Raw genomic sequence first — 23,498 nt, forward strand, 5'->3', positions numbered from 1 at the left:
GAGGAAAGGAGAGGAAAGGAGGGAAGGGGCGGGACCGCAGGGGGGAGCGGAAATTCCGTTCATGATTCCACCAAGGCGCCCGCACCTTTTCCACGGAGCGGTCCTCCGGGTGAATGCGCGGGCGCCGACCTGCGGTAACCGCCGGTACATTCACTGGCGGCCGCAGACGGTCCGCCGGTGCTTTCCGGGCGGGTCCGGTGGGCGCCGTTCCGGCGCGGTGCGCATTCAGCGCAGTGCGAACCGGTCCGCCCACGCCATGACGTCGGCGGGTGTCGCATTGCCCCCGCACACCACCAGCCCGAGCCGGACGTCCGGGCCGACCCGCTCCCGTACGCGCCGCGCGGCCGGCAGCAGACAGCCCGCGGCGGGCTCGGCCCACACCTTGGCGTGCTCGGCGAGGTCGAGGCAGCCGCGCACGGCCTCGCGGTCGGGCACCACGAGCACCTCCTCGACCAGGGCGGAGACATGGTCGTACGTCAGCCGGGACACGGTAGGCGCACTGAGCGTGGTCACGATCGAGGACAGGGCCACGGGCACCGGACCGCCGGCCGCCAGCGCCTCGGACATGGCCTGGGCGCCCTCGGTCTCCACGCCCCAGACCCGCACACCGGGCCGCAGCGCGCGCAGGGCCGCGGCGACGCCCGCGATCAGCCCGCCGCCTCCGATGCTGACGAGCACATCGGTGAGGTCACCGGCGTCCTGGGCCAGCTCCAGGCCGACGGTGCCCTGCCCGGCGATCACCACGGGGTCGTCGAAGGGGTGGACCAGGGTGAGACCCTCGTCCCGCAGTCTTTCCGCCGTGGCGAACGCCTCGTCCATGCCGTCGGTCAGCAGCACCGTCGCCCCGCTCTCCTCCGCGATCGCGACGGACCGCGCGGGCGCGGAGCGCGGCATGACCACGGTGGCCTTCACCTGGAGGGCGGCGGCCATCACCGCGAGCGCGATCCCGTGGTTCCCGCCGCTGACCGCGACCACTCCCGCGTTCCGCTCCGCCTCACCGAGCGACAGCAGCTTCGCCGCCGCCCCCCGCGCCTTGAAGGACCCGGTCCGCTGCAACAACTCCAGCTTCGTGGTCACGGGGACACCGAGCAGTGCCGACAGGCCGGGGCTCGGCACGGTGGGCGTCCGCACGATGTGCCCGCCGATCCGCTCGCCCGCGGCTTCGATCTCCGAGATGCCGATCAAGACAGTTCACCCTTCCGGCGCGTCGCACGACGCTTCGCGCCGCGTAGACCCTCACCCGGTGGAGCGGCACGGGTCAACACGTTTCCCGCCCGTTTCCGTGCACGCCCCCCGCTTGCCCGGCTCCCGTCCGGTCCCGTCCGTCCCCCGGCGCCCCGGCGGCGCGGTCCGGGACGCCGGGGGACGGTGCCGGTGCGCGGCCGGGCACGTGCGCTTCGTGCCGGTCCCCCGGGAACGGGATCAGCGGATGCGCTCGAGGACGAAGGCCGGCAGGGCGTGCAGTGCGGCCGCGGCCGGGGCCCGCAGGGGGACCCCGGACAGGGCCGTCCCGGCGGCCTCGAGGTGGCGGCGGGCCTCGGCCAGGGCCGCACTGCGGCCGCCTGCCGTCTCGATCAGGGCCGCGGTCTCGGCGGGGTCCGCGTCCGACGCCAGCCGTACGGCCAGATGCCGGGCCGCCGGGCCCGCGGTGTCCAGGGCGGCCAGGACCGGGAACGTCTTCTTGCGCTCCCGCAGGTCCGCGTGGACGGGCTTGCCCGTCACGGCCGGATCGCCCCACAGCCCCAGGATGTCGTCCACGATCTGGAAGGCGACCCCGAGGTGCCGCCCGGCCCGGTCCAGCGCGTCGGCCGTCGCCGGGGGCGCCCCGCCGAGGAGGGCCCCGAGCGCGGCGGCGCAGCCCAGCAGTGCGCCCGTCTTCCGCTCCGCCATCGTCCGGTACGCCTCCGGCCGCACCCGCTCGGGCCCCGTCCAGGGCCGTGCGGCGAACAGCAGGTCGTCGGCCTGCCCGTGCAGCAGGTCGGACAGGGCCGCGGACAGCCGGCGCAGGGTCCCCGCGCCGCCGGGAGCGGCGGCGAGCGTCTCGACGGCCAGCGCGAACAGGGCGTCGCCGGCCAGGACCGCCGGGCCGGTGCCGTACGCCTTCCACACCGCGGGTCTGCCGCGCCGCATCCCGTCGCCGTCCATGATGTCGTCGTGCAGCAGGGAGAAGGTGTGCACCAGCTCCACGGCGACCGCCGCGGCCGCTCCGTCCCGCCCGTCGGCCCCGGCCGCCTCCGCCCCGAGCACCGCCAGCGCCTGCCGCAGGCCCTTTCCGCCCGACGCGGCCGCCGGAGCCCCGCCGACCTCGCACCACCCGAAGGCGTACCCGGCCATCTCCCCGACCCACGGGTGCAGCCGTCCGACCGCCTCCGCCAGGGCGGGCCGCACCAGCTCCCGGCAGCGCTCCAGGACGCCGGGCACGCTCACCGCGGCCGGCCCCGCCGAGGACACCGCCGTCATCGCGCGACCTCCTGGACCGGCGGGACCTGACGGGTCTTCCGTACCGCCGGGGCCCGGCGGGTCCGTGCAAGGCCGAACTCCTCCTGCGCCCGGCGCACCATCTCCTCCGCGTGCCGCAGACCGATCCGGGCCGTCGTGCGGGCCAGATCGGCCAGTTCGGCCGCCGTCTCCGCGCGGTCGCGGCCCAGACGGGCCAGGGACTTGGCCAGACCCAGGCGGGACAGCGCCTCGCCGCGCGGTTCGGCGATGGCACGGAACTCCTCCAGAGCCCGCTGGTACCACTCGCGCGCCTCGGCGTAACGCCCCGCGCGGTAGAGGACGTTGCCGCGCATCTTGTGGTTGTACGCCAGCGCGGAGGCCAGGTTCATCGCACGGCAGGTCTCCTCCGCCTCGCCGAGCAGCGCGAGCGCCCGCTCGGTGTCGCCGTCGCGGACGGACACCACATCGGCGAGCCCCCGCAGCGCCCAGGCGTGGCCGCGCCGGTCGTCGGCGCGCGCGGCTATCCCGGCCGCCTCCTCGAACATCGCGTACGCGGTGTCGTACGACCCGGTGTTGCGGTGCATCTGCGCGATGCCCTCCAGCGCCCACACCGTGTGCCGTGCCTCGCCGCGCCGCCGCGCCTCGGCGAGCAGCTGCTCGTGCAGCCGGCCGACGGCCTCGTAGTCGCCCTGGATGCGGCCGGTCTCCGCGAGCCCGGCCAGCGAGTAGCCGCGTACGACGACGTCCCCGCCGCGCTCGCCGAGCTCCGCCGCGAGGGCGAGCAGCCGCCGGGCCAGTGCGAACGCCCCGCGCTGCCGGGCCAGCGTGCCGCCGCTCCACAGGGCCCAGGCCATCGCGGCCGTGTCCCCGGCCTCCCGGGCCGCCCGGTAGCTGGCCTTCCAGGCCAGGTCCGCCTCCCGGACCCGGCCGAGCCGCCGGTACGCCTCCGCGACCGCCAGCCCGGAGCGGGCCGCCTCGCCCGGCCGGCCGGCGCGTTCTGCGGCGGCCAGCTGCTCCTTGCCGGCCGCCAGGACCTCGGTCAGCGAGGAGTTCACGGACAGGGAGGTCAGGGCGCCCTGATACTCCGGGGCGAATGCCTTGCCGTACATGCGCGCCTTTCTATAAACCATGTGTATAAATGGCGTGTATAGTGAGTCGGGAGCCGCCCCCGGCCCGCACAGGGACGGGGGCGGTCGGCTGTCGTCGATCAACTGTCATCGATCAAGACGTGAGCACGCACGGCGGGGGTTGCCTGTGCGACGCGGATCACCTTTCGGGGCTCAACTCCCTCAATACTGCTGGGGGTTGTGCGGCCTTGCCTCGCTCGGCCGGACGACGTGTCCCTCGCCCCGCGGCATCGGCTGCACCGCCATCAGCGGCAGCCCCTCCCGGTGAGCGCACGCTTGAGCATGCCGTCCGGACCCTGGCCCCGGCGTTCGAACCGCGGAGCGCCGCGGAAGGCCACCACCGAGCCCCGACGGGCGGGCATCCCGCCGTCCGCCGTGCACTTCAGGCACTTGGCGTTCTCGGCCGGCATGCCCGGCGCGGTCGAGGGACGCACCATGTGCTCACCGGAGAAAGCACCATGTGCTCACCGGAGAAAAGATCACCCCCCATGCGGGCATCCCGGCCCGAGGGCACCGGTGCCGCCGGAATCACCGGGCCGGTTCGGCGTCCTCGGCCCGGTCCGGGAGCACGGCGGCATCGGACGCCTTGGCCTGCTTGCCGCAGAACGCCGGCTCCAGCGTGCGCAGCATGGTCTGGTGAACCCCGCCGTTGTTGGAGGCGTTGGCGAGCGCGGTGAGGCTGCGCCCGCCGTCCTCGCTGGTGAACGCGTAGGCGTAGTAGCCCTGCACGGCACCCGTGTGCCCGTACACCGACACCCCGCACGACAGGTCGCGGCGGCGCAGCCCGAGCCCGTACGCCTGGCCGGTGCCCGCCGGGATCCACTGCCGCATCTGCGCCAGCTGGGCGGCGGGCAGCAGCCGTCCGCCCAGCAGTGCCGAGAGGAAGGTGTTCAGATCGCGGGCGCTGGAGATGAGCGCGCCCGCGCTCTGCGCCCAGGACACCGTCTGCTCGGTGGCGTCCACCAGCGGGGCCCCCGCCTCGTCCGGGGTGAGGTAGCCGCGCACGTGCCGGCCGGGGATCCCGGTGTCGGGGTGGACGTAGAAGGTGTCGTTCAGCTTCAGCGGCCGGATGATCCGGTCCTCGTACTCGGCCCGCACCGGACGGCCCGTCAGATGCTCGACGAGCAGGCCGACCACCACGAAGTTGGTGTTGGAGTAGGCGTGGCCGGCGCCGGGCGTCTGGGTGAGCGGGTGCCGCAGCGACAGGTCGAGCAGCTGCCGGTAGGTGAACACCTTGGTGCGGACGGCCTCGAAGCCGGGCACCGTCCGGGCGAACATCTCGTGGGTGTAGTCGTACAGGCCGCTGCTGTGGTTGAGCAGGTGCCGCACCGTGATCCGGTCGTCCGGCAGCAGCCCCGGCAGATAGTGGTTGACCGGGGTGTCGAGCCGCACCCGGCCCTCGGCCGCCAGCTGCAGCAGCACGACCGCGGAGAAGGTCTTGGTGACGCTGCCGACACGGAACCGGCCCGTGGTGCTCATCGCCTCCTTCGTCCCGCGGTCGGCGACCCCCGCCGCGACCTGGTGGACCGTGGTGTGGTGGTCGGGGCGGCGGTCGTCGATCCGTGCCATCGCGCCCGGCGCGCCCTGGGCGAGTGCCGTGCGCAGCCGTCCGCCGAGCGCCTCCGGGTCCGGTGCGGGAAGGACGGCGGCGGGGGTCCCGGTGCCCGGCCGTCCGTCCGCCGCGTGCGCCGGTCCCGCCAGCAGGACCAGCGCCAGCGAACCGAGCACCGCGCTCCGGCACCCCACCCATGAGGCCATGCGTTCCCTCTCCCGTCTCCGTCCGCGCGGTGGCCCGTGGGCGGGCCGGCCGCATTCGGGCGGAGCAAGCATCTCCCGCCGCGTCGGATCTCCCGCGGCGACACACAGTCGGCCGCTCGCCGATCACCGCTGAGGGGGAGGGGAGGAACACCCCGGACAGTGATGTCGTATGCATGACAAGCCAAAACGGATCCGGGGCACGGGGCGGCACCGCCGCCGGTACCCCGGATCGAGGACGGGCAGGGCGGTTCAGTGCAGCATGTCCGCCCAGTTCGCCGGGACACGGCCCGCCGGGCCGGGTGCCGGCTGGTCCAGCGGGTGGCTCACCGGCGGCGCGAGGTCGGGGCCGGTCGTGTACAGCTCGTTCGTGGCGTAGTTGAAGAACCAGGCCTCACCGGGCTCGTAACTGCGGATCACCGGGTGGCCGGTGGCCCGGTGGTGGGCGGTGGCGTGCCGGCCGGGGGAGTCGTCGCAGCAGCCGATGTGGCCGCACTGCGCGCACCGCCGCAGATGGAACCACCAGCCGCCGGTGGCCTCGCACTCGACGCAGCCGGTGCCGCTGGGCGGGACGCGGGGATCGATTCCGGTGTCGCTGGTCATGTCCTCTCCCGGGAGGTCGTACGGTTCTCGGACGCGAGCGGCGGGCCGCCGGGCGCGGCGGGGGCGAGTGCGGTGTGCGCGGTGTCGTCGGGGCCGGCGGCGGTCAGGGGCAGCAGCACCCGGAAGCGGGTGTCGCCCGGCACCGACTCCACCTCGAGGCTGCCGTGATGCTTGTTGACGACGATCCGCCGGGAGATGTCCAGCCCGAGACCGGTGCCCCGGCCGACCGGCTTGGTGGTGAAGAACGGTTCGAAGATGCGGTCGCGGATCTCCGGCGGGACGCCGGGGCCGGTGTCGCGGAACTCGACCAGGAGCCGGTCGCCGTCGAGGGCGGTGCGCACGGTCAGGGTGCCGTCGCCGTCCGCTTCCTCCATCGCGCCGACCGCGTTGTCGATCAGGTTGGTCCACACCTGGTTCAGCTCGGCCGGATAGGCGGGGATGCGCGGCAGCGTCCGGTCGTACTCCTTGACGACCCTGATCCTGGGCCCGGTCTTGCCCGAGAGCATCAGCAGCGTGCTGTCGAGGAGTTCGTGGACGTCGGCGACCTGGTAGGGGGCGCGGTCCAGCTGGGAGTACTGCTTGGCGGCGTCCACCAGACGGGACACACGTGTGGTGGAGTCCGCGATCTCGTCCATGAGCAGCTCGGTCTCCACCGTGTAGGTGAGCCAGCCCACGGCTCCCGGCAGGATCTCCTCCCCGACGACCGCCGCGACCTGCTCCAGCCAGTCCACGTCGAGCCCGGCCTGCACAAAGGTCGGCGCGAGCTGCCAGCCCTGCCCGACGCCGTGGTCCTCGAGCCAGTCGGCGAGGGCGTCCTCGCGGTCGGACGCCTCCAGCGGGGTGAGCACCGGGGCCTTGGCGACCCGCTCGGCGGTGCGCTGCTGGATGTCGACGAGGCTTGCCAACTGGTCGCGGGAGAAGGGGCCTTCGGCGATGAGGGCAAGCTTGCGCCGCATCTTGGCCACCCGTTCCCGCAGCGTCGCGGTGGCCCGGACGGCCGCCGCCGCGGGGTTGTTGAGCTCATGGGTGAGCCCGGCGGACAGCGAGCCCAGCGCCAGCAGCCGCTCGCGCTGCCCGACGGTCGCCTGGGCGTTCCTCGACCCGAAGAACAGCCCCTCCAGCAGGTGCACCGCCATGGGGAACCACTCGTGCACGACGTCCGAGAAGGTCCCGGCGGACAGCACGAAGAACCGCGTCGGTTCGGTGACGCGCATCGAGTTGTTGTAGACCTGGGGCATCCGGTCCCCGAGATACGCCTGCATGGCGCCCGCGTACGCCCCGGGCTGCGAGGACCGCACGACCTCCACGTCGTCGCCGCCGACCCGGCGGGAGAGCACCACCGTGCCCTGGAGCAGCACATAGAAACAGGTGGCCGGCTCGCCCTCGGCGTAGACGGGGCCGGGGTCGAACCGCTCCACCCTCCCCTCGCGGCACAGCCGCTCCAGCTGTGCGTCCGACAGCTTCTCGAACAGGAACAGCGAGCCGATCTCCTCCGGGCTGCACGGCAGCGGCCGGCCGTTCACGACTGCTCCAGGTACCGGTGGACGAGCATCACGGCCATGGCTCCCTCTCCTACGGCGGACGCGACCCGCTTGGCGGACTCCGCGCGTGCGTCGCCCGCGACGAACACGCCGGGCACATTGGTCTCCAGGTGGTACGGCGGCCGGTCCAGCTCCCAGCCGGCGGGCGGCCGTCCGTCGGGCGTGAGATCGGGGCCGGCCAGGATGAATCCGTGCTCGTCCCGCAGCACCGTGCCGTCCAGCCAGTCGGTCAGCGGGGCGGCGCCGATGAACACGAACATCCACTGGGTGTCGACGACCTCGCTCAGCCCGCTCGCCGTGTCGCGCAGGGTCAGCCGCTCCAGGTGGTCGAGGCCGTGCACGGCCTCCACCACGGTCCGGGTGCGCACCGCGATGTTGGGCGCCTCCTCGACCTGCTGGATCAGGTAGGACGACATCGACGCCGCCAGCGACGGGCCGCGCACCAGCAGGGTCACCGACTTGGCGCCCCGGGCCAGGTACATCGCCGCCTGCCCCGCCGAGTTGGCGCCGCCCACGATGTAGATGTCCTGCCCCTGGCAGGAGGGCGCCTCGGTGAGCGCCGAGCCGTAGAACACCCCGCGTCCGGTCAGGTCCCGCGCGCCGGCCGCGGGCAGCTGCCGGTAGGACACGCCGGTCGCCAGGATCACGCTGTGCGCGGCGACCGCCGAACCGTCCGAGAACCGCACGATCCGCGCCGCGCCGCTGACGTCCAGGCCCGTCACCTCACGCGCGGTGAGGATCTCGGCGCCGAACTTCGCCGCCTGCCGGCGGGCCCGGCCGGTCAGCTGGTCGCCGGAGACACCGTCCGGGAAGCCCAGATAGTTCTCGATCCGGGAGCTCTGCCCGGCCTGCCCGCCGGTCGCCGAGCGCTCCACGAGCACCGTCCGCAGCCCCTCCGAGGCCCCGTACACGGCCGCACCGAGCCCGGCCGGGCCGCCGCCGACCACCACGAGGTCGTAGAAGTCGGCCGTCGGCGTCGTCGCCAGCCCCACATGGGCCGCGAGCTCGGGCGCCTCCGGCTCCAGCAGGGGCGTGCCGTCCGGGGTGACCACCAGCGGCAGCCGCTGCCCGTCCTGCCCGGCGGCGGCCAGCAGCCGCCTGCCCTCCGGCTCGTCGCAGGAGTACCAGCGGTAGGGCACCTGGTTGCGGGCGAGGAACTCCCGTGTCCAGGACGAGCGCGCGGACCAGCGGTGCCCGACCACCTTCGTGGTGGGCACCGACCGGTGGTCGCTGCACCGCCAGGCCTGCAGCAGATCGTCCAGGACCGGGTAGAGCTTCTCCTCGGGCGGGTCCCAGGGCTTGAGGAGATAGTGGTCCAGATCGACGACGTTGATCGCGTCGATCGCCGCATTGGTGTCCGCGTACGCGGTCAGCAGCACCCGCCGCGCGTCCGGGTACACGTCCAGGGCCTGCTCGAGGAACTCGATGCCGTTCATCCGCGGCATGCGGTAGTCGGCCAGGACGACGGCGACCGGGTCGCCGCGCAGCTTCAGCTCCCGCAGCGCGTCCAGCGCGGACTCGCCGGACTCCGCGCGTACGATCCGGTACGAGGCGCCGTAGCGCCGCCTGAGGTCCCGGGCGACGGCACGGGAGACCCCCGGGTCGTCGTCCACGGTCATGATGACGGTCCGCGTCGGCTCCGCGGCTTGGGTCATGTGCTGCCACCCCGCGTGGTGGTCGGATCGGCGGCCCGGTGCGCCTGCGCCGTCACCGTGCCGGCTTTCGCCCCATCGTATGGGTGTTCGTCCTGATGTGCCCGGGGGTGCGGCGGCGGGCTGCCCGCCCGGCCGCCCTCCGTGATCACCCGGTGGGGGAGACTGGACCGAGGACGGCTCACCGCACAGGAGGCAGACGGGATGACGAGGCCGGTCACGGCAGGGGTGGACGGATCGGAGGAGAGCCTCGCCGCACTGGCGTGGGCGGCACGGGAGGCCGAGCGCCGCGGGCTGCCGCTGCGCCTGGTGCGCGCCTGGCACCTCGAGACACGCGACGCGTTCGACGTGGGCGACCGGGAGACCCGGCGGCAGGAGGTGCGCGACAGCCTCGCCGAGGCCGCCCGGACGGTCGCCGAGCGCCACCCGGGCCTGACGGTGACCGCCGACGTCGTGGAGGACGGCGCCGTGGACGCGCTGCTCGCCGCCGCGGCGGAGTCGGAGATGCTGGTGCTCGGCTCACGCGGCCGGGGCGCCCTCGTCGGGTTCCTGCTCGGCTCCGTCGGACAGCAGGTGATCACCCGGGCCGTACGGCCCGTCGTCCTGGTGCGCGCCGAGGACGACCCCTCCTCCGGGCTGCCCGAGCAGGGAGGCCCCCCGGCCGAGGCCGCGGGCCGGGAGATCGTCGTCGGCCAGCACGGCGCCCCGGAGGACAGCGCCGCCGCCCTGCGATTCGCGTTCGAGACCGCCGCCGCCCGCGGTGCCACCGTCCGCGCGGTACGGGCCTGGACGCTGCCGCCGGTGTTCGCCTACAGCCCCGGATCGCTCAGGCTGCTCGACGAGGCCGGCGGGCTGGAGCCGTACGAGCGCAAGGCACTGGCCGCGGCGCTCCAGCCGTGGCGGGAGCGCTTCCCGGACGTCCCGGTCGTCGAGCACGTGGAGATGGGCAGCGCCGGCGAGGTGCTGCTGACGGCGGCCGACCGGCCCCAGCTGATGGTCGTGGGCCGGCGCGCCCACCGTACGGCGGTGGGCGCGCGGATCGGCTCCGTCGCGTACGCGATGCTGCACCACGCCGGCTGCCCGGTGGCCGTCGTCCCGCAGACCTGAGCCGCCGCGGCGCCGCGGGCCGCACGGTGCCCGTGCACGTCCGTGCCGGCTTGTGCGGTGTGCTGTCGTGCGCCGCGTCCGGTCGGACGGGGCACGTGCTGCGGGTGGGGCGCCGTGCCGACCGTGAGCGTCCGTGCGCCCCCGCGGGCCCTCTCCCGGTCGTCGTGGGGCTCGGGCACGGTCGGCGTATGGGGCGCAGGGGGGAACTGGAGTGCGCGGGCCCCGGGGACGGACGCTGCCCGTACGGCCGGTCGGGAGCGCCCGAGCCGGGGGTCCCGGTGTACCGGTGCGCGGACTGCCGGGAGCGCTGGGAGCTGGACGAGCTGGTGCCGGAGCGCCGGACGGAGGAGGACGACGGGCCGACCCCGCCGTGGGGGGATCCGGGCGAGGCCGGCCGCGGGGCCGCGGCGTAGAGCGTGCGCGCGCCGCGCCCGCGGACGGCGGTCACTCGTCGGTCGGCTGTCCGCGGAGCGCCTTGCGGACCTGCCCTCCGCTCAGTCCGATCTCGCGGGTGATGGTGTCGCGGTCGATGCCGCGGGCGTGGGCGGCGCGCATGGCGGCGTTGCGGCGGGCGACATGGGCTCTGTGGCGGTCCCGGCCGGCGACCGTGCGTTGAAGGACGCGCGCCCACCAGAGAAAGAGACGGCCGGTCCAGAGGGAGTACGGCTTGGGTGCGGGTGCGGACGGTGCGGCCACCTGATCCCCCCTCGTGCGGTGCTGGTCGTGGTTCGAAGGTGGCGGGCGGCACCCGGGGGCGGCAAGGACGCGAACCGGCCGCGGCCCGTGAGGCCCTCGGGGCGGTGGGGGCGGCAGGTGCCGCACGGGGCGCCGGCGGGATCAGGAGTCCCGGGCGGGCACGGCCGGAAACGACGACGCCCCGGAAGCGGGCCCGAGAGCTGTCACCGCGGCGCACCGGCCGGCTGCCGCGCGGTGCGCTCCCGGGGCGGCGGTTCAGGTCCGCGGGGCCGGGGCGGGAGCCCCGGGGATTCATGAGGATCTTCTGCGCGCACCCCGGCTCGCGTGTTCCCGGGCCCGCCGCACGGCCTGACGCACCGGCCCGCGGTGCGCGGGGCCGTGCCCGGGCAGCACGACGTCCGCGTCCAGCCGCTCGAGCACGGCCAGCGAGGCCAGCGCCTGGGCGCGTTCGTGGTGGAACATGTCGGGCAGCAGCTGCGGGCCCCGGATGCGCGAGGTGGGGTGGCCGCTGACCAGGGCGTCGCCGGAGATCACCACGCCGGCGTCCGGGAGATGGAAGACGGTGTGGCCCCGAGTGTGGCCGGGCGTGTGCACGGGCACGGGCCGTCCGGGCAGGTCCAGCGGGCCCTTGGCCGGGAACGGCCGGGGCGCGGCGACCGGGATGTGCGCGGTGCCGCCGACGCGGAGCGCGCGCACCGCCCAGGGCAGCACGCCCGGCCGCCAGCTGTTGCGCAGCACCTCCCGGACGCCGACCTGGTGCAGGAACTCCCGCCGGGCGTGCGGGACTTCGGCCTCGTGCAGATACACCGGGGTGCCGTGGACGGCGCGCAGGTACTCGGCCGAGCCGAGGTGGTCGTTGTGGGCGTGGGTGATCAGTACGGCCGTCACGGCCTCGGGCGAACTGCCCACCGCGGCCAGGGAGTCGAGCAACCGCTGCCGGTCGCCCGGATAGCCGGTGTCGATCAGTGCGGCCGCGTCGCCCTCGGTCAGGATCACCCAGTTGGTGCTGGTGCCGTGCACCAGATAGGTGCCGTCGGCGATGTGCTGAATGTTCATGCGCATCAGTCTTCCCCCGCCCGCGGGCGACGGCGGGGATCCGCGGGTGCGCTCCCGCCACGGTCCCCGGCGGGGCGAGGCGGTGCAGTGCCGGGGCCGGGCCGTGTTGCTTGTGAGTGACTTCACTGGGGTGAGGCTGGATTGCTCGTTAATGCAAGTTTTAACCTCTTTGGAAGCATGTGATCCTCACAGCCGGTTTCCGCGGCGCAGCGGCCGGTCGAGCGGTGCCCCGAGGGACAGCCGCCGTCCGGACAGTCATTTCGGGGCGCATGAGGAAGACGCGGTGCTCTCCGGCGCCGTGCCGTCGAGGGGCAGCTCGAGCCCGGAAGGTGGACAAGTGAGCGAAGACGCTGTGTGGGTCCGAGGCGTGACCGGCATCCAGTTGCACCACGTCACCGACCTTCAGGACGCCCGGCGGTTTCTGGGCAATGCCGTCATGGCGCTGAACGCCGCCCATGTGCGGACGGGCGACGCCCGGTTCTCCGGTCTCGCGGACCGGCTCAAGGACGTCGTCGCGGCAGCGCGTGATCTGGAGGGCGAGGCCCAGGAACGCATGCAGCGGCTGCACGCGGAGGACCCCGAGCGGTTCGTGCGCTGCCGGGAGGGCGAGGAGCCCTGGCCGGACGAGCTCCAGGCGGGTTTCGTCCCCCGTCACACCTGCCAGGACAAGTGCCTCTACCACGACCAGGGCGTGCTGGACGGCATCCTGCAGTGCACCTGCGGCCGGCCCCCGTGCCGTGCGTGCGCGATAGCCGGCGCCCCCTGAGGTCCGCGGCGGACGCGGCGCGCACGGCCCGTGCGCAAAAACCGCGCACCGCTTGTGTCCATTCCTTTCCGGAATGCGGTCGTGAGGTTTTCGGACGGGGTTCCCGGCGGGTGTGACGGCGAGTGAATCCGCGGTCACCACGCATGGCCGATCCGGCTCTGCGAGGCCTTTTTCCCGTGCGGCGCCGCACGGCACCGGGGCGCCCTCCCGGCTCGCCTTGACAGGGCGCTCCCCCGGGGGTTGCCTGGAATCAGGCGTGGAGTTCCCGACTCCCATCGGCTTGTTTCAGCCGCGCATCAGCGCGGGCCGAAGACGCGCCGGGGCGGAGATGTCCTATGGCTACGTACGAGTATTCGTGCAGTCGCTGCGGAGCGTTCGAAGTGAAGCTGCCGATCGGCACGGCGCCGGCACGCACCAGCTGCCCGCAGTGCTCGGCAACGGCACGGCGCACGTACTCCTCCTTGACGCTCATGTCCACGTCGCCCGTCCTCGCGGCCCTGCGTGAGCAGGAGGAGAAGTCCCGAGAAGCGCCCGAGGTGGTCACACAGGTACCTCCCAGGACGACTGCGCCCGAGGCAGTCCATCCGGCGATCGCCCGGCTTCCCCGCCCCTGAGGGACGGAAGCCGCTCTGCCGGCGAGCAGACGAGTCCCTCCGGGGAGGTGTGTCCCCTTGGCCAATGTCGGGCTTCTCTTCGTGGGCGCGGTGCTGTTTCTCAACGGGCTGATGCTGCTGGGAAAGGTGGATGCCCGTTCGGCCGCCATATTCAATCTTTTCGTGGGTGCGCTCCAGGTGGTGACACCCACCTATCTCATCATCAGCGCGAACCAGAATCCCAGGCTCATTCTGCTGGCCTCGGGCCTGTTCCTCTTCGGTTTCACCTATTTGTATGTCGGAATCGGGCTGCTCATGGGGCTGGACACGACAGGAGTGGGGTATTACTCGCTGTTCGTGTCCATCGTCGCCCTGGGGTATTCGTTCACCAGCTTCCGGCTGATCGGTGACCAGCCGTTCGGAGTGATCTGGCTCTACTGGTCGTTCCTGTGGTTCCTCTTCTTCCTCCTGCTGGGGCTGAAGCGCGAGTCGCTGACGACCTACACCGGCTGGGTGACGGCGATCCAGGGCTGGGTGACCGGCGTCATTCCGGCGTTCCTGCTGCTGAGCGGTTACTGGGTCCCGGACAACGCCCAGGCGACGGCGATCGCCCTGGGCGCGTTCGCCGTGCTGGCCTTCGGGGGACTGTGGTTCACGTTCCGGCCGAAGGGGCCCCGCAGGCGTGCGGAGGAGTACGGCGCGGGCTACGCGGCAGGCCGCACCGGCTGACGGCCCGCCGGCCGCCGGTCCGTCCGGCCGGCGGCCGTCCGGCCCCTTCGCCCCGGAACGCGGTCGGGAGGTGGTTGCCGAGACGACACAGGCGTCATGAGAAGCACCCGGGTCGAGGACGCCGCGTCCCGCCGACCGCAGCACACAAGGAGCTGACATGCCCAAGACCGTATTCAGCATCGATCAGTCCCGGCCGATGCGCGACCAGGAGGTGCCGGGACACAACAGGTGGCACCCGGACATCCCCATTGCCGCCATGGTCCGCCCGGGGGACGAGTTCCGCATCGAGTGCCGCGACTGGACCGATGCGCAGATCGGCAACAACGACTCCGCGAACGACATCCGCGACGTCGACCTGATGCGCTGCCACATGCTCAGCGGACCGATAGGCGTCGAGGGCGCCGAGCCGGGCGACCTGCTCGTCGTGGACATTCTCGACCTGGGACCGGTGCCGCAGGAGACGGGCGACGCGCCGGGGCAGGGCTGGGGATACACCGGCGTCTTCGCCAAGGCCAACGGAGGAGGCTTCCTGACGGACTACTTCCCGGACGCCTACAAGGCGGTCTGGGACTTCCACGGACAGGTGGCGACCTCCCGGCACCTTCCCGGTGTCCGCTTCACCGGCATCACGCACCCCGGCCTCTTCGGGACCGCTCCGTCCATGGAGATGCTGGAGCGGTGGAACAGGCGTGAGCAGGCACTGGTCGACACCGATCCCGACCGGGTCCCGCCCCTGGGCCTCGTGCCCGACCCCGAGCAGGCCCTCGCGGGCCAGGCGACCGGCTCGGACGCCGAGCGCATCGCCCGGGAAGGCGCGCGCACCGTTCCCGCACGGGAGAACGGAGGCAACCACGACATCAAGAACTTCACCCGCGGAGCACGTGTCTTCTACCCCGTCTACGTCAAGGACGCCAAGCTGTCGGGCGGCGACCTGCACTTCAGCCAGGGCGACGGGGAGATCACCTTCTGCGGCGCCATCGAGATGGGCGGCTACATCGACTTCCACGTCGACCTGATCAAGGGCGGCATGGAGAAGTACGCCATCACCACCAACCCCGTCTTCATGCCGGGCAACGTCGAGCCGCGGTACTCGGAGTTCATCTCCTTCATCGGGATCTCCGTGGACCACGACACCGAGACCAACTACTACCTGGACGCGACGGTCGCCTACCGCCGCGCCTGCCTCAACGCCGTCGAGTACCTGAAGAGGTTCGGCTACACCGGGGAGCAGGCCTACCTGCTGCTCGGCGCGGCACCCATCGAGGGACGCATCAGCGGGATCGTCGACATCCCCAACGCCTGCTGCTCCCTGTACCTGCCGACCGGCATCTTCGACTTCGACGTCCGTCCCACCGCGGAGGGGCCGAAGGCCGTGGACCGCGGGCAGTGCGCGGTGACCTCCTGACGAACCTGCCGTCGAACCGCCGCCCGCCGGGGACCGCCCGGCGGGCGGCGGCTCGACGACAGGCCCCTGGAACGACGGCCTCCGCAGGGCCGCGACCGCCGCTGTCGCCGGCCTTTCGATGCACCGGTGCATCGGATACATTCGCGTGTCGAACGGAGGTCCGGCATGGCGGTCGAGGGCGCACAGCCGCGTGTCACCAGCCGCCGGCTGCGCACGCGGGCCAGGCTGCTCGACGCCGCGTTCACGGTCTTCGCCGCCAAGGGATTCGGGCGGGTGACGATCGAGGAGGTCTGCGAGGCGGCCGGCTGCAGCAGGGGCGCCTTCTACTCCAACTTCGCCACCCTGGACGAGCTGTTCTTCGCCCTGTACCGGCAGCGGGCCGAACCGATCGCCGACCAGGTGGCCGGAGCGCTCGCCCCGGACGGCCCCGGCCTCGACGTGCCCGCCGCCGTCGACCGGGTCACCGAGGTGCTGCTGCTCGACCTGGACTGGCTCCTGGTCAAGACGGACTTCCTGGTGCACGCCGCCCGCCGCCCGGACGTGGCGCAGACCCTGCTGGAGCACCGGGCGCGGCTGCGCGGCGCCATCGCCGGCCGGCTCGCCCGCGCCTGCGACCGCACCGCCCTGCCCGCCGCCCTCGGCGGCCCCGACGGCGCCGCCCGCGCGGTCGTCGCCGCCTACGACGGAGTCACCACCCAGCTGCTGCTGGACAAGGACGTCGAGGGCGCCCGTGCCTGGCTGAGGCAGCTGCTCACCGCGCTGCTCACCGACGGCGGCGGCACCACCGCACCGTGATCACGAGGAAACCGAGAAGGGAACGGTCGCCATGGACGCGGACGTCATCGTCGTCGGAGCCGGCCTCGCCGGCCTGGTCGCGGCACACGAGCTGACCAGCCGGGGCCGCCGGGTCGCCCTCGTCGACCAGGAGGGACCCGCCGATCTCGGCGGACAGGCGTACTGGTCCTTCGGCGGACTGTTCCTGGTCGACTCCCCGGAGCAGCGCAGACTGGGCATCAAGGACTCCTTCGACCTGGCCTGGAACGACTGGCGGGGCAGCGCCCGGTTCGACCGGCTGGAGGACGAGGACTCCTGGGCGGTGCGCTGGGCCCGTGCCTATGTGGAGTTCGCGGCGGGGGAGAAGCGGTCCTGGCTCCAGAGCCACGGCATCACCCTGCTGCCCACGGTCGGCTGGGCCGAGCGCGGCGATCTGCGCGCCGACGGCCACGGCAACTCCGTACCGCGCTTCCACATCGCCTGGGGCACCGGCACGGGCGTCGTGGAGCCCTTCGTCCGCTACGCCGAGCAGGCCGCCCGCGACGGGCTGCTCACCTTCCACCACCGGCACCGGGTGGACGAACTCGTCATCGAGAACGGCGCGGCACGCGGGGTGCGCGGCACGCTCCTGGCCCCCGACGACACGCCGCGCGGAGTCGCCTCCAACCGGGAGGAGACCGGCACCTTCGAACTCACCGCCCAGGCCGTGATCGTCGCCACCGGCGGCATCGGCGCCAACCAGGACGCCGTCCGCCGCCACTGGCCCGCGAGGCTCGGCACGCCCCCCGCGACGATGGTCACCGGCGTCCCGGCCTACGTCGACGGCCGGATGCTCGACATCAGCGCGAAGGCGGGCGTCCGCCTGGTCAACCGCGACCGCATGTGGCACTACACCGAGGGCGTGCGGAACTGGAACCCCATCTGGCCCGGCCACGGCATCCGCATCCTGGCCGGCCCGTCCTCGGTCTGGCTCGACGCGCTCGGCCGCCGGCTGCCCGACCCCTGCCTGCCCGGCTACGACACGCTGAGCACCCTCCGGTACCTGCGGACCACCGACGACCTCGTCGAGCACGACCACTCCTGGTTCGTGCTGACCCGGAAGATCGTCGAGAAGGAGTTCGCCCTGTCGGGCTCCGAGCAGAACCCCGACATCACCGCCAAGGACCGCAGGGCGGTGCTGCGCGACCGGCTGTTCGGCAAGGGAGCGCCCGGACCCGTGCGGGACTTCCTGCGGCACGGCGCGGACTTCGTGATCGCCGACACCCTCGAGCGGCTCGTCGAGAAGATGAACGCCCTGACCGACCGGCCGCTTCTGGACGCGGCCGAGGTCAGACGCCAGATAGAGGCCCGCGACCTGCAGCTGGCCAACCCCTACGGCAAGGACGCGCAGATCCAGGGCATCCGCAACGCCCGCCGCTACCTGGGCGACCGCCTCGGCCGGGTCGCCGCCCCGCACCGCATCCTGGACCCGGCGGCCGGCCCCCTGATCGGCGTCAAGCTGCACATCCTGACCCGCAAGACCCTCGGCGGCATCCAGACCGACCTCGACTCGCGCGCACTCGGCGCCGACGGGCAGGTGATCGACGGCCTGTACGCGGCCGGCGAGGTCGCCGGGTTCGGCGGCGGAGGCGTGCACGGCTACAACGCCCTGGAGGGCACCTTCCTCGGCGGCTGCCTGTTCTCCGGGCGCGCGGCGGGCCGGCACGCGGCACGGCAGACCGCCTGACCGGGACGGCCCGTCTCCCCGGGGCGGGAGACGGGCTCACTTTTCCAGCAGGCCGGCCAGCACCGCGGCATGCCCTCCTTGCGGCGCTCTGGACGCGGTCACCAGGGTCACCGGACCCTGGCGGGACAGCTTCCGGAAGTGCTCGAGCAGCTCGGCGGCCTCCGGCTCGGCGAGCTCGGCCTCGTAACGGCGCCGGAACTCCTCGTAGGACCCCTCGCCGCTGTGGTACCACCGGCGCAGCCCGGTCGACGGCGTCATCGCCCTCGGCCACTCGTCGATCCGCGCCTCCTGCCTGGAGACGCCCCGCGGCCACAGCCGGTCCACCAGGACGCGCACACCGTCGCCGGGCTCGGGCGGATCGTAGACACGACGCACACGGACGCTCACGGTCGGGCCTTTCTCGAGGCGGTGGTACTCCCTGACGGGAGCCTAGAACCCACCGCCGCCCCCGGAGCGGAACACATGCCCCCGGGCAGGTGGCTTCGGACGTCTCCCGGGGTACCCCGAGCGCCTGGGGAAGAGGAAGACCACGGAAGACCACGAGCATGAGCGCACCGGACGACGAGCTGCGGGTCGTGCACGCACTGGCCGAGCTGGCCGCTCTCGTCGAGCGGCACCGGGGACTGTACGTCCGCTGGTCGCGTGGCCCCGCGACGGATCTCGGCGCGGCCTCCAGCACCGACGAGCTCACGGGCGTGGCGATGCCGGGCCTGTCGGCCAATCCCCTCGACGTGGAGGAGTGGTGGCAGAACCGGTCCCTGCACCTGTGGGTGGCACGCCGGCTGTACGACTACGCGCATCTGCCCCGTGAGAAGGGCCCCGATGTGCGCCCCTGGGTCCTCAAGGGCCACGAGCGCGGCCGGGGACCCGACAACGAGCCGCTGGTGGCCGACGCGGAACCGCTGTGCTGGATCGGCCCGGAGGTCATCGAGGAGGCACGGACCGAGGTGGGGCGGCAGGAGGCGAGGTGGGGACCGCTGCGCCGCTTCGCGGTCTGACCGGACGGCCGCGCCCTCACTGCTCGCGCATCCCCCAGGGGGAGCCGTACTCCGTCAGCAGGTCCAGGAAGGGACGGGCCGGGAAGGCCTCCGGGCCGAGCACTCCCGCCCCGGTCCACACGCCGGCGGCCACCAGCTCCAGGGCGACCACGGGGTTGACCGCCGTCTGCCACACCACGGCCTGGCAGCCGTACTCGGCCATGGACCACTGGTTGTCGACCACGTGGTACAGGTACACCTCGCGCGGCGCACCGCCCCGGGTGCCGCGCACCCAGGTGCCCGCGCAGGTCCTGCCGTGCATCCGCTCGCCCAGCGTCGCCGGGTCGGGCAGACAGGCGGCGACGACGTCCCGCGGCGAGACGGCGACCGGCCCGTCCGGGCCCGGCACGGTGACCGGTGCGGTGCGGTCCAGGCCCAGCCGGTGCAGCGTCCTGAGGGTGTCGATGAACTCCCGGCCCAGCCCGTACTTGAAGGTCACACGCCGTGCGTCGATCCAGCGCGGCACGAGCAGCACCTCCTCGTGCTCCACGTTCACGCACTCGATCTCGCCGATGCCCTCCGGGAAGTCGAACACCTCCGGTTCGCTGAACGGCTCGGTGGTGAACCAGCCCCGTCCGGCCTCGTACACCACCGGCGGGTTCAGGCACTCCTCGATGGTGGTCCAGATGCTGAAGGACGGAGCGAAGCCGTAGCCCTCCACGGTCAGATCGGCGCCGTCGCGGACGCCGATCTCCTCGATCTCGTCGAAGAGCTCGTCGGCCGCGTACCGCGCGAAGACGTCCGACAGACCGGGCTCCACCCCCATGCCGACGAGCGCCAGCGCACCCGCCTTCTCCCACTCCCCGGCCAGTGCGAACTGCTCGTCGCCGAGCTTGACCCCGCACTCCTCGTACGGCCGCTCGGGATGCGGCCGGGACAGGGACATCGCCATGTCCAGGTAGCCGGTGCCGGCCGCGCGGGCCGCCCGGAACAGGGGCATGACGAAACGCGGGTCGGTCGCGTTCAGCAGCATGTCGCAGCGGTGCCGGGCGAGCAGGCCGGCCACCGCCGCCTCGTCGCCCGCGTCGACGTGCTCGGCGACGAACCGGTGGTCGTCGCCGACCGCCGCCACGGCGGACTTGGCGCGCTCCGGGTCGTAGTCGGCGACGACCATCGCCTCGAAGAACGGGCGGCGGGCCGCGATCCGGGTGATCGCGGTGCCCACACCACCGGCTCCCACGAGCAGTACACGCATGACGAGAACTCCCTTCCGGGCTCGGTCGGAGAAGAAAAAAGGGCTGATGAAGGACGAAAGGGGACGGAAGAGGAGGCCTCCGGCCTCGATTACAGGCGCGCCGTCCCGATAAGGTCAACCGTGTTGGCATAAGAGCGAGGAGGGCCCATGCCCAAGCCGGTGGTTCCCGAGGAGAAGCGGCGCCGCCGCCGTCCCACCCGGAGCGGCACCGTGCTGTCCGAGCGTCTGATCGTCGAGACCGCGATGCGCCTGCTGCGGGAGCACGGCAGCACGGGGCTCACCGCCCGCCGGCTCGGCCGGGCGCTCGACTGCGACCCGAGCACCCTGTACCGCTACTTCCGCGGCATGGACGACCTCGTCCTGGCCATCGGCGACGCCCTCATCGGGCAGGCCCTGCACGGCTGGCGCCCCACCGGCGACTGGCGGGCCGACCTGCGCGGGATGGGCCTGCGCATCCACTCCGCCTACGTCGCCCACCCGCAGGCCGCGCTGGTGACCGCCAACCGCGTGACCGGCCGGGCCAACGAGCTGGCCGCCGACGAGGCCGTCCTGGACGTGCTGCGCAGGGCCGGCTTCCCGCTGCCGGACACCGTGCGGATCTACCACGCCTTCATCGACCAGACCCTGGCCTTCGCCGCCCTGGACGCCGCCTCCCTGGCCCTGCCGAGCGCCGCCCTGCGCTCCGACGAGGAGATGTGGCGCTCCACCTACGCCCGCCTGCCCGCCGCCACCCATCCGCGCATCGCCGAGGCGGCGCCCCTGCTCGTCACCCGCATGGTCACCAGCGCCTACCCGACCGCGCTGGAGATGCTGCTGGACAGCGCGCAGGCCCAGCTGGAGCGCCTGCGCGCGGGCGGATCCGGGACCGGGGAGCCCGAGCACGGCCGGTGCTGAGATAGTGAACCCCTCACCGACGGATGTATCGACCAACCAGGAAACCCGTGGACACCAGCGAGAGCACCGGCACCAGCGAGAGCACCGCCAGTACCCCGACGTCCGCTGAGGACACCGACGCGCACGAGCCGCGGAGATCCGGCTGGCGCCGCTGGGCCATGGACACCCGCCCGCTGCGGCGCCCCGCCTTCCGCCGGCTGTGGGGCTCGACCATCGTCACCGCGGTCGGCAGCCAGCTCACCGCCGTCGCCGTGCCCAAGCAGATCTACGACATCACAGGCTCCTCCGCCTGGGTCGGCTACGCCAGCCTCGCCGGTCTGCTGCCGATGGTGGTGTTCGCACTGTGGGGCGGCGCGGTCGCCGACACCATGGACCGCCGCACGCTGCTGCTGATCACCAACAGCGGCATCGCCGTCACCTCGCTGCTGTTCTGGCTGCAGGCCGTCGCCCGGCTCGACTCCGTCGTGGTGCTGATGGTGCTGCTCGCCGTGCAGCAGGCCTTCTTCGGACTGAACTCCCCGGCCCGCAACGCCTCCATCGCCCGGCTGGTCCCCGCCGGGGAACTGCCCGCCGCCAACGCCCTCGGCTCGACCGTCATGCAGACCGGTCTGGTCGCCGGACCGCTGCTGGCCGGCGCGCTCATCCCGGTCATCGGGCTGTCCGAGCTGTACCTCATCGACGCGGTGGCCCTGTGCGTCGCCGTGTGGGCGGTGCTGCGCCTGCCGCCGCTGCCCCCGTTGACGGACTCGGCCAGGCGCCGCGCGGGAGTGCGGGAGATAGCCGCCGGGTTCCGCTACATCTCCGGGCACAAGGTGCTGCTGCTGTCCTTCCTCGCCGACGTCATCGCCATGGTCTGCGGCATGCCCCGCGCCCTGTTCCCGCAGCTCGCCGCCGAGACGTACGCCTCCTGGGGCGAGGGCCTGGCGCTCGGCCTGCTGTTCGCGGCCATCCCCATCGGCGCGGTGATCGGCGGGCTGTTCTCCGGCACCTTCTCCCGGGCACGCCGGCACGGCTGGATGGTGATCGGCGCGGTCACCGCCTGGGGAGCGGCCGTCGCCGGGTTCGGGCTGAGCACCAGCCTGTGGGTCGCGGTGGCCTTCCTCGCGGCCGCCGGTGTCGCCGACATGGTCTCCATGGTCTTCCGCGGCGCCATTCTGCTGTCCGCCGCCACCGACGACATGCGCGGCCGGATGCAGGGCGTCTTCACGGTCGTCGTCGCGGGCGGCCCGCGTCTGGCCGACGTGCTGCACGGCACGGCCGGCTCGGCCTTCGGCCCGCGCGCGGCCGTCGTCGGCGGTGGTCTGCTGGTCGTCGTCCTGATGCTGGGCCTGGCGGCGGCCGTACCGGCGCTGCGCCGCTACCGCGTCTGAGCCGGGGCCCGTCCGGCGTTCTCCCCCCCGGGCGCGGAGCCCCGGCGGGGGACGGGGGCGGGCCCTAACGGGAGCGCCGGGCCAGCTCGTACTGCTCCAGCAGCTGGCGCCGGGTCATCTCCAGCCGGTGGGCGAGGACCTCGGCGACGCTCCGCACCAGGGACAGGCCGAGCAGGGGGTCCTCCACGCACAGGGCGAGCACCGCCGGGCCGTCGAACTCGTAGGCGCGCACCGGGCTGAACGCCTCCGCGGTGAAGTCCCACTGGTACGGCGGGAACAGCCAGGACCAGCCGAGCAGGTCGCCCGCGCCCAGACTCGCCACCTTCACCCGGCGCAGGGGCGTCACCTGCTGGTACAGGTACACGGCGCCGGAGCGGATGACCCAGAAGCGGTCGGCGGTGCCACCCGCCTCGAAGATCCTGGTGTCCTCGGGGAAGGAGACCTCCCGCGCGAGCTCCATCAGGCGATCCCGTTGCTTCTGGGGGAGGGCGGTCAGCAGTTTTATCGCTTTGGTCATGGCCCGGGACTCCTCGCCGGCGATGGGTTCCGCGCATGTGCCTCATGCCCATTTCAGCGGCCGCGGGCACCCCGGCGGCGGAAGACGTCGTCCGCCCGCCGCGGCGAGGGCTGTCCGGGCGGCCCGCGCCGGTGCGACGGGCGGGCGGGCATCTCCCGGGCCGGTCCATGAGCGTGTGCGACGCCGCCGGCGACAGGCGGGCCGCGCGTCCACGGCGAGCACTCCGGGCCGGGAGCACACGGTGCGCATCATGAGCTGTGTCAGTACCCGGAAGGAGCGGAATGAGTCGGCATCCGGCGGACGGAAAACCGGGGGAGATGAAAAGCCCTGGCTGGACGGGGGAAACCAGCCAGGGCCGCATGCGACGCGTACGGGGGACTCCACCGGTCGACCCCGTCGCCGCGTATGAGTGAACTTTAAACGGTTCTCCTTCCCATCACGTAATCGGGGCCCGCTCACGTGATCGGATTCACTCCGTTGATCACCGGAGCCGCCCGCGGCCGTGCCCGGGCCGGC

At 73.2% G+C, this 23,498-nt stretch carries 25 protein-coding genes; 11 read left to right on the forward strand and 14 right to left on the reverse strand.

The genetic code is table 11. The annotated features are described in order from the left end of the window. Positions 1–225: 225 nt before the first annotated feature. From CCN35_RS18135 to CCN35_RS18170, 8 genes are all read right to left on the reverse strand, one after another. A complete protein-coding gene (locus CCN35_RS18135; RefSeq protein WP_086793536.1) occupies positions 226–1,185 on the reverse strand; it encodes a threonine/serine dehydratase family protein in 960 nt (319 codons plus the stop codon). A 237-nt stretch (positions 1,186–1,422) separates the two neighbouring features. Further along, a complete protein-coding gene (locus CCN35_RS18140) occupies positions 1,423–2,460 on the reverse strand; it encodes a polyprenyl synthetase family protein (protein ID WP_067397356.1) in 1,038 nt (345 codons plus the stop codon). Continuing rightward, positions 2,457–3,548, reverse strand: coding sequence for a tetratricopeptide repeat protein (locus CCN35_RS18145; protein ID WP_067397355.1), 1,092 nt, complete (start codon positions 3,546–3,548; stop codon positions 2,457–2,459). Before CCN35_RS18145 ends, CCN35_RS18140 begins: the two co-directional genes overlap by 4 nt. Before the next feature lie 263 nt (positions 3,549–3,811). Beyond that, positions 3,812–4,003, reverse strand: coding sequence for an AIM24 family protein (locus CCN35_RS18150; protein WP_067397354.1), 192 nt, complete (start codon positions 4,001–4,003; stop codon positions 3,812–3,814). Between the two features lie 91 nt (positions 4,004–4,094). Then, positions 4,095–5,324, reverse strand: coding sequence for a serine hydrolase domain-containing protein (locus tag CCN35_RS18155; protein WP_067397353.1), 1,230 nt, complete (start codon positions 5,322–5,324; stop codon positions 4,095–4,097). Positions 5,325–5,573: 249 nt separating this feature from the next. After that, positions 5,574–5,924 (reverse strand): UBP-type zinc finger domain-containing protein, encoded by a 351-nt coding sequence (locus tag CCN35_RS18160; protein ID WP_086793538.1) that lies wholly within the window; start codon positions 5,922–5,924, stop codon positions 5,574–5,576. Continuing rightward, entirely contained in the window at positions 5,921–7,447 is a 1,527-nt protein-coding gene (locus CCN35_RS18165) for an ATP-binding protein (RefSeq protein ID WP_079129862.1), read from the reverse strand. The genes CCN35_RS18160 and CCN35_RS18165 overlap by 4 nt, the downstream gene beginning before the upstream one ends. After that, positions 7,444–9,120 carry an NAD(P)/FAD-dependent oxidoreductase gene (locus CCN35_RS18170; protein WP_067397351.1) on the reverse strand — a complete coding sequence of 559 codons (1,677 nt, stop codon included), beginning with the start codon at positions 9,118–9,120 and terminating at the stop codon, positions 7,444–7,446. The genes CCN35_RS18165 and CCN35_RS18170 overlap by 4 nt, the downstream gene beginning before the upstream one ends. A 201-nt stretch (positions 9,121–9,321) precedes the next feature. On the opposite strand from CCN35_RS18170, the gene CCN35_RS18175 reads away from it, so the two are divergent. Further along, a complete protein-coding gene (locus CCN35_RS18175; RefSeq protein WP_067397350.1) occupies positions 9,322–10,224 on the forward strand; it encodes a universal stress protein in 903 nt (300 codons plus the stop codon). A gap of 188 nt (positions 10,225–10,412) precedes the next feature. Continuing rightward, the gene (locus CCN35_RS18180; RefSeq protein WP_067397349.1) at positions 10,413–10,637 is read left to right on the forward strand and encodes a hypothetical protein; all 225 of its coding nucleotides are present in this window, start codon (positions 10,413–10,415) and stop codon (positions 10,635–10,637) included. Positions 10,638–10,668: 31 nt separating this feature from the next. On the opposite strand, the gene CCN35_RS18185 is transcribed toward CCN35_RS18180, so the two are convergent. Both CCN35_RS18185 and CCN35_RS18190 read right to left on the reverse strand, forming a co-directional pair. Next, positions 10,669–10,920 carry a hypothetical protein gene (locus CCN35_RS18185; protein ID WP_067397348.1) on the reverse strand — a complete coding sequence of 84 codons (252 nt, stop codon included), beginning with the start codon at positions 10,918–10,920 and terminating at the stop codon, positions 10,669–10,671. 291 nt (positions 10,921–11,211) lie between these two features. After that, positions 11,212–11,982 carry an MBL fold metallo-hydrolase gene (locus tag CCN35_RS18190; RefSeq protein ID WP_086793539.1) on the reverse strand — a complete coding sequence of 257 codons (771 nt, stop codon included), beginning with the start codon at positions 11,980–11,982 and terminating at the stop codon, positions 11,212–11,214. Between the two features lie 331 nt (positions 11,983–12,313). Here CCN35_RS18190 and CCN35_RS18195 point away from each other — a divergent pair, with 331 nt between their 5' ends. After that, positions 12,314–12,742 carry a hypothetical protein gene (locus CCN35_RS18195; RefSeq protein WP_201450889.1) on the forward strand — a complete coding sequence of 143 codons (429 nt, stop codon included), beginning with the start codon at positions 12,314–12,316 and terminating at the stop codon, positions 12,740–12,742. Positions 12,743–12,992: 250 nt separating this feature from the next. On the opposite strand, the gene CCN35_RS29580 is transcribed toward CCN35_RS18195, so the two are convergent. After that, positions 12,993–13,214, reverse strand: coding sequence for a hypothetical protein (locus tag CCN35_RS29580; protein ID WP_236560709.1), 222 nt, complete (start codon positions 13,212–13,214; stop codon positions 12,993–12,995). On the opposite strand from CCN35_RS29580, the gene CCN35_RS30260 reads away from it, so the two are divergent. From CCN35_RS30260 to CCN35_RS18220, 5 genes are all read left to right on the forward strand, one after another. Continuing rightward, positions 13,123–13,356, forward strand: a complete 234-nt coding sequence (locus CCN35_RS30260) for a hypothetical protein (RefSeq protein ID WP_425444305.1) — start codon at positions 13,123–13,125, stop codon at positions 13,354–13,356. The two genes, CCN35_RS29580 and CCN35_RS30260, sit on opposite strands and share 92 nt — an antisense overlap. 57 nt (positions 13,357–13,413) lie before the next feature. Continuing rightward, positions 13,414–14,064, forward strand: a complete 651-nt coding sequence (locus tag CCN35_RS18205) for an AmiS/UreI family transporter (RefSeq protein ID WP_067397346.1) — start codon at positions 13,414–13,416, stop codon at positions 14,062–14,064. Between the two features lie 157 nt (positions 14,065–14,221). Next, positions 14,222–15,469 carry a formamidase gene (gene fmdA, locus CCN35_RS18210; protein ID WP_067397345.1) on the forward strand — a complete coding sequence of 416 codons (1,248 nt, stop codon included), beginning with the start codon at positions 14,222–14,224 and terminating at the stop codon, positions 15,467–15,469. A gap of 165 nt (positions 15,470–15,634) precedes the next feature. Next, positions 15,635–16,264, forward strand: a complete 630-nt coding sequence (locus tag CCN35_RS18215; protein WP_067397344.1) for a TetR/AcrR family transcriptional regulator — start codon at positions 15,635–15,637, stop codon at positions 16,262–16,264. A gap of 31 nt (positions 16,265–16,295) precedes the next feature. Continuing rightward, complete coding sequence (locus CCN35_RS18220) at positions 16,296–17,969, forward strand: FAD-binding dehydrogenase (protein WP_086793543.1); 1,674 nt, start codon at positions 16,296–16,298, stop codon at positions 17,967–17,969. 36 nt (positions 17,970–18,005) lie between these two features. Here the strand turns inward: CCN35_RS18220 and CCN35_RS18225 are convergent, their stop codons facing one another. Continuing rightward, positions 18,006–18,356, reverse strand: coding sequence for a DUF488 domain-containing protein (locus CCN35_RS18225; protein ID WP_067397342.1), 351 nt, complete (start codon positions 18,354–18,356; stop codon positions 18,006–18,008). Between the two features lie 158 nt (positions 18,357–18,514). Between CCN35_RS18225 and CCN35_RS18230 the strand changes: the two genes are divergently transcribed. Continuing rightward, complete coding sequence (locus CCN35_RS18230) at positions 18,515–18,967, forward strand: DUF6098 family protein (protein WP_067397341.1); 453 nt, start codon at positions 18,515–18,517, stop codon at positions 18,965–18,967. Positions 18,968–18,983: 16 nt separating this feature from the next. On the opposite strand, the gene CCN35_RS18235 is transcribed toward CCN35_RS18230, so the two are convergent. Next, on the reverse strand, positions 18,984–20,201 hold the full coding sequence (locus CCN35_RS18235; protein WP_067397340.1) for a saccharopine dehydrogenase family protein: 1,218 nt from the start codon (positions 20,199–20,201) through the stop codon (positions 18,984–18,986). Between the two features lie 147 nt (positions 20,202–20,348). Between CCN35_RS18235 and CCN35_RS18240 the strand changes: the two genes are divergently transcribed. Both CCN35_RS18240 and CCN35_RS18245 read left to right on the forward strand, forming a co-directional pair. Beyond that, positions 20,349–21,095 carry a TetR/AcrR family transcriptional regulator gene (locus tag CCN35_RS18240; RefSeq protein WP_086793545.1) on the forward strand — a complete coding sequence of 249 codons (747 nt, stop codon included), beginning with the start codon at positions 20,349–20,351 and terminating at the stop codon, positions 21,093–21,095. Between the two features lie 47 nt (positions 21,096–21,142). Continuing rightward, a complete protein-coding gene (locus tag CCN35_RS18245) occupies positions 21,143–22,465 on the forward strand; it encodes an MFS transporter (RefSeq protein WP_067397339.1) in 1,323 nt (440 codons plus the stop codon). Between the two features lie 64 nt (positions 22,466–22,529). On the opposite strand, the gene CCN35_RS18250 is transcribed toward CCN35_RS18245, so the two are convergent. After that, on the reverse strand, positions 22,530–22,982 hold the full coding sequence (locus tag CCN35_RS18250; protein ID WP_067397338.1) for a cyclic nucleotide-binding domain-containing protein: 453 nt from the start codon (positions 22,980–22,982) through the stop codon (positions 22,530–22,532). Between the last annotated feature and the right edge of the window lie 516 nt (positions 22,983–23,498).

The sequence above is a fragment of the Streptomyces thermovulgaris genome, assembly GCF_002155915.1.
Taxonomy (GTDB): domain Bacteria; phylum Actinomycetota; class Actinomycetes; order Streptomycetales; family Streptomycetaceae; genus Streptomyces; species Streptomyces thermovulgaris.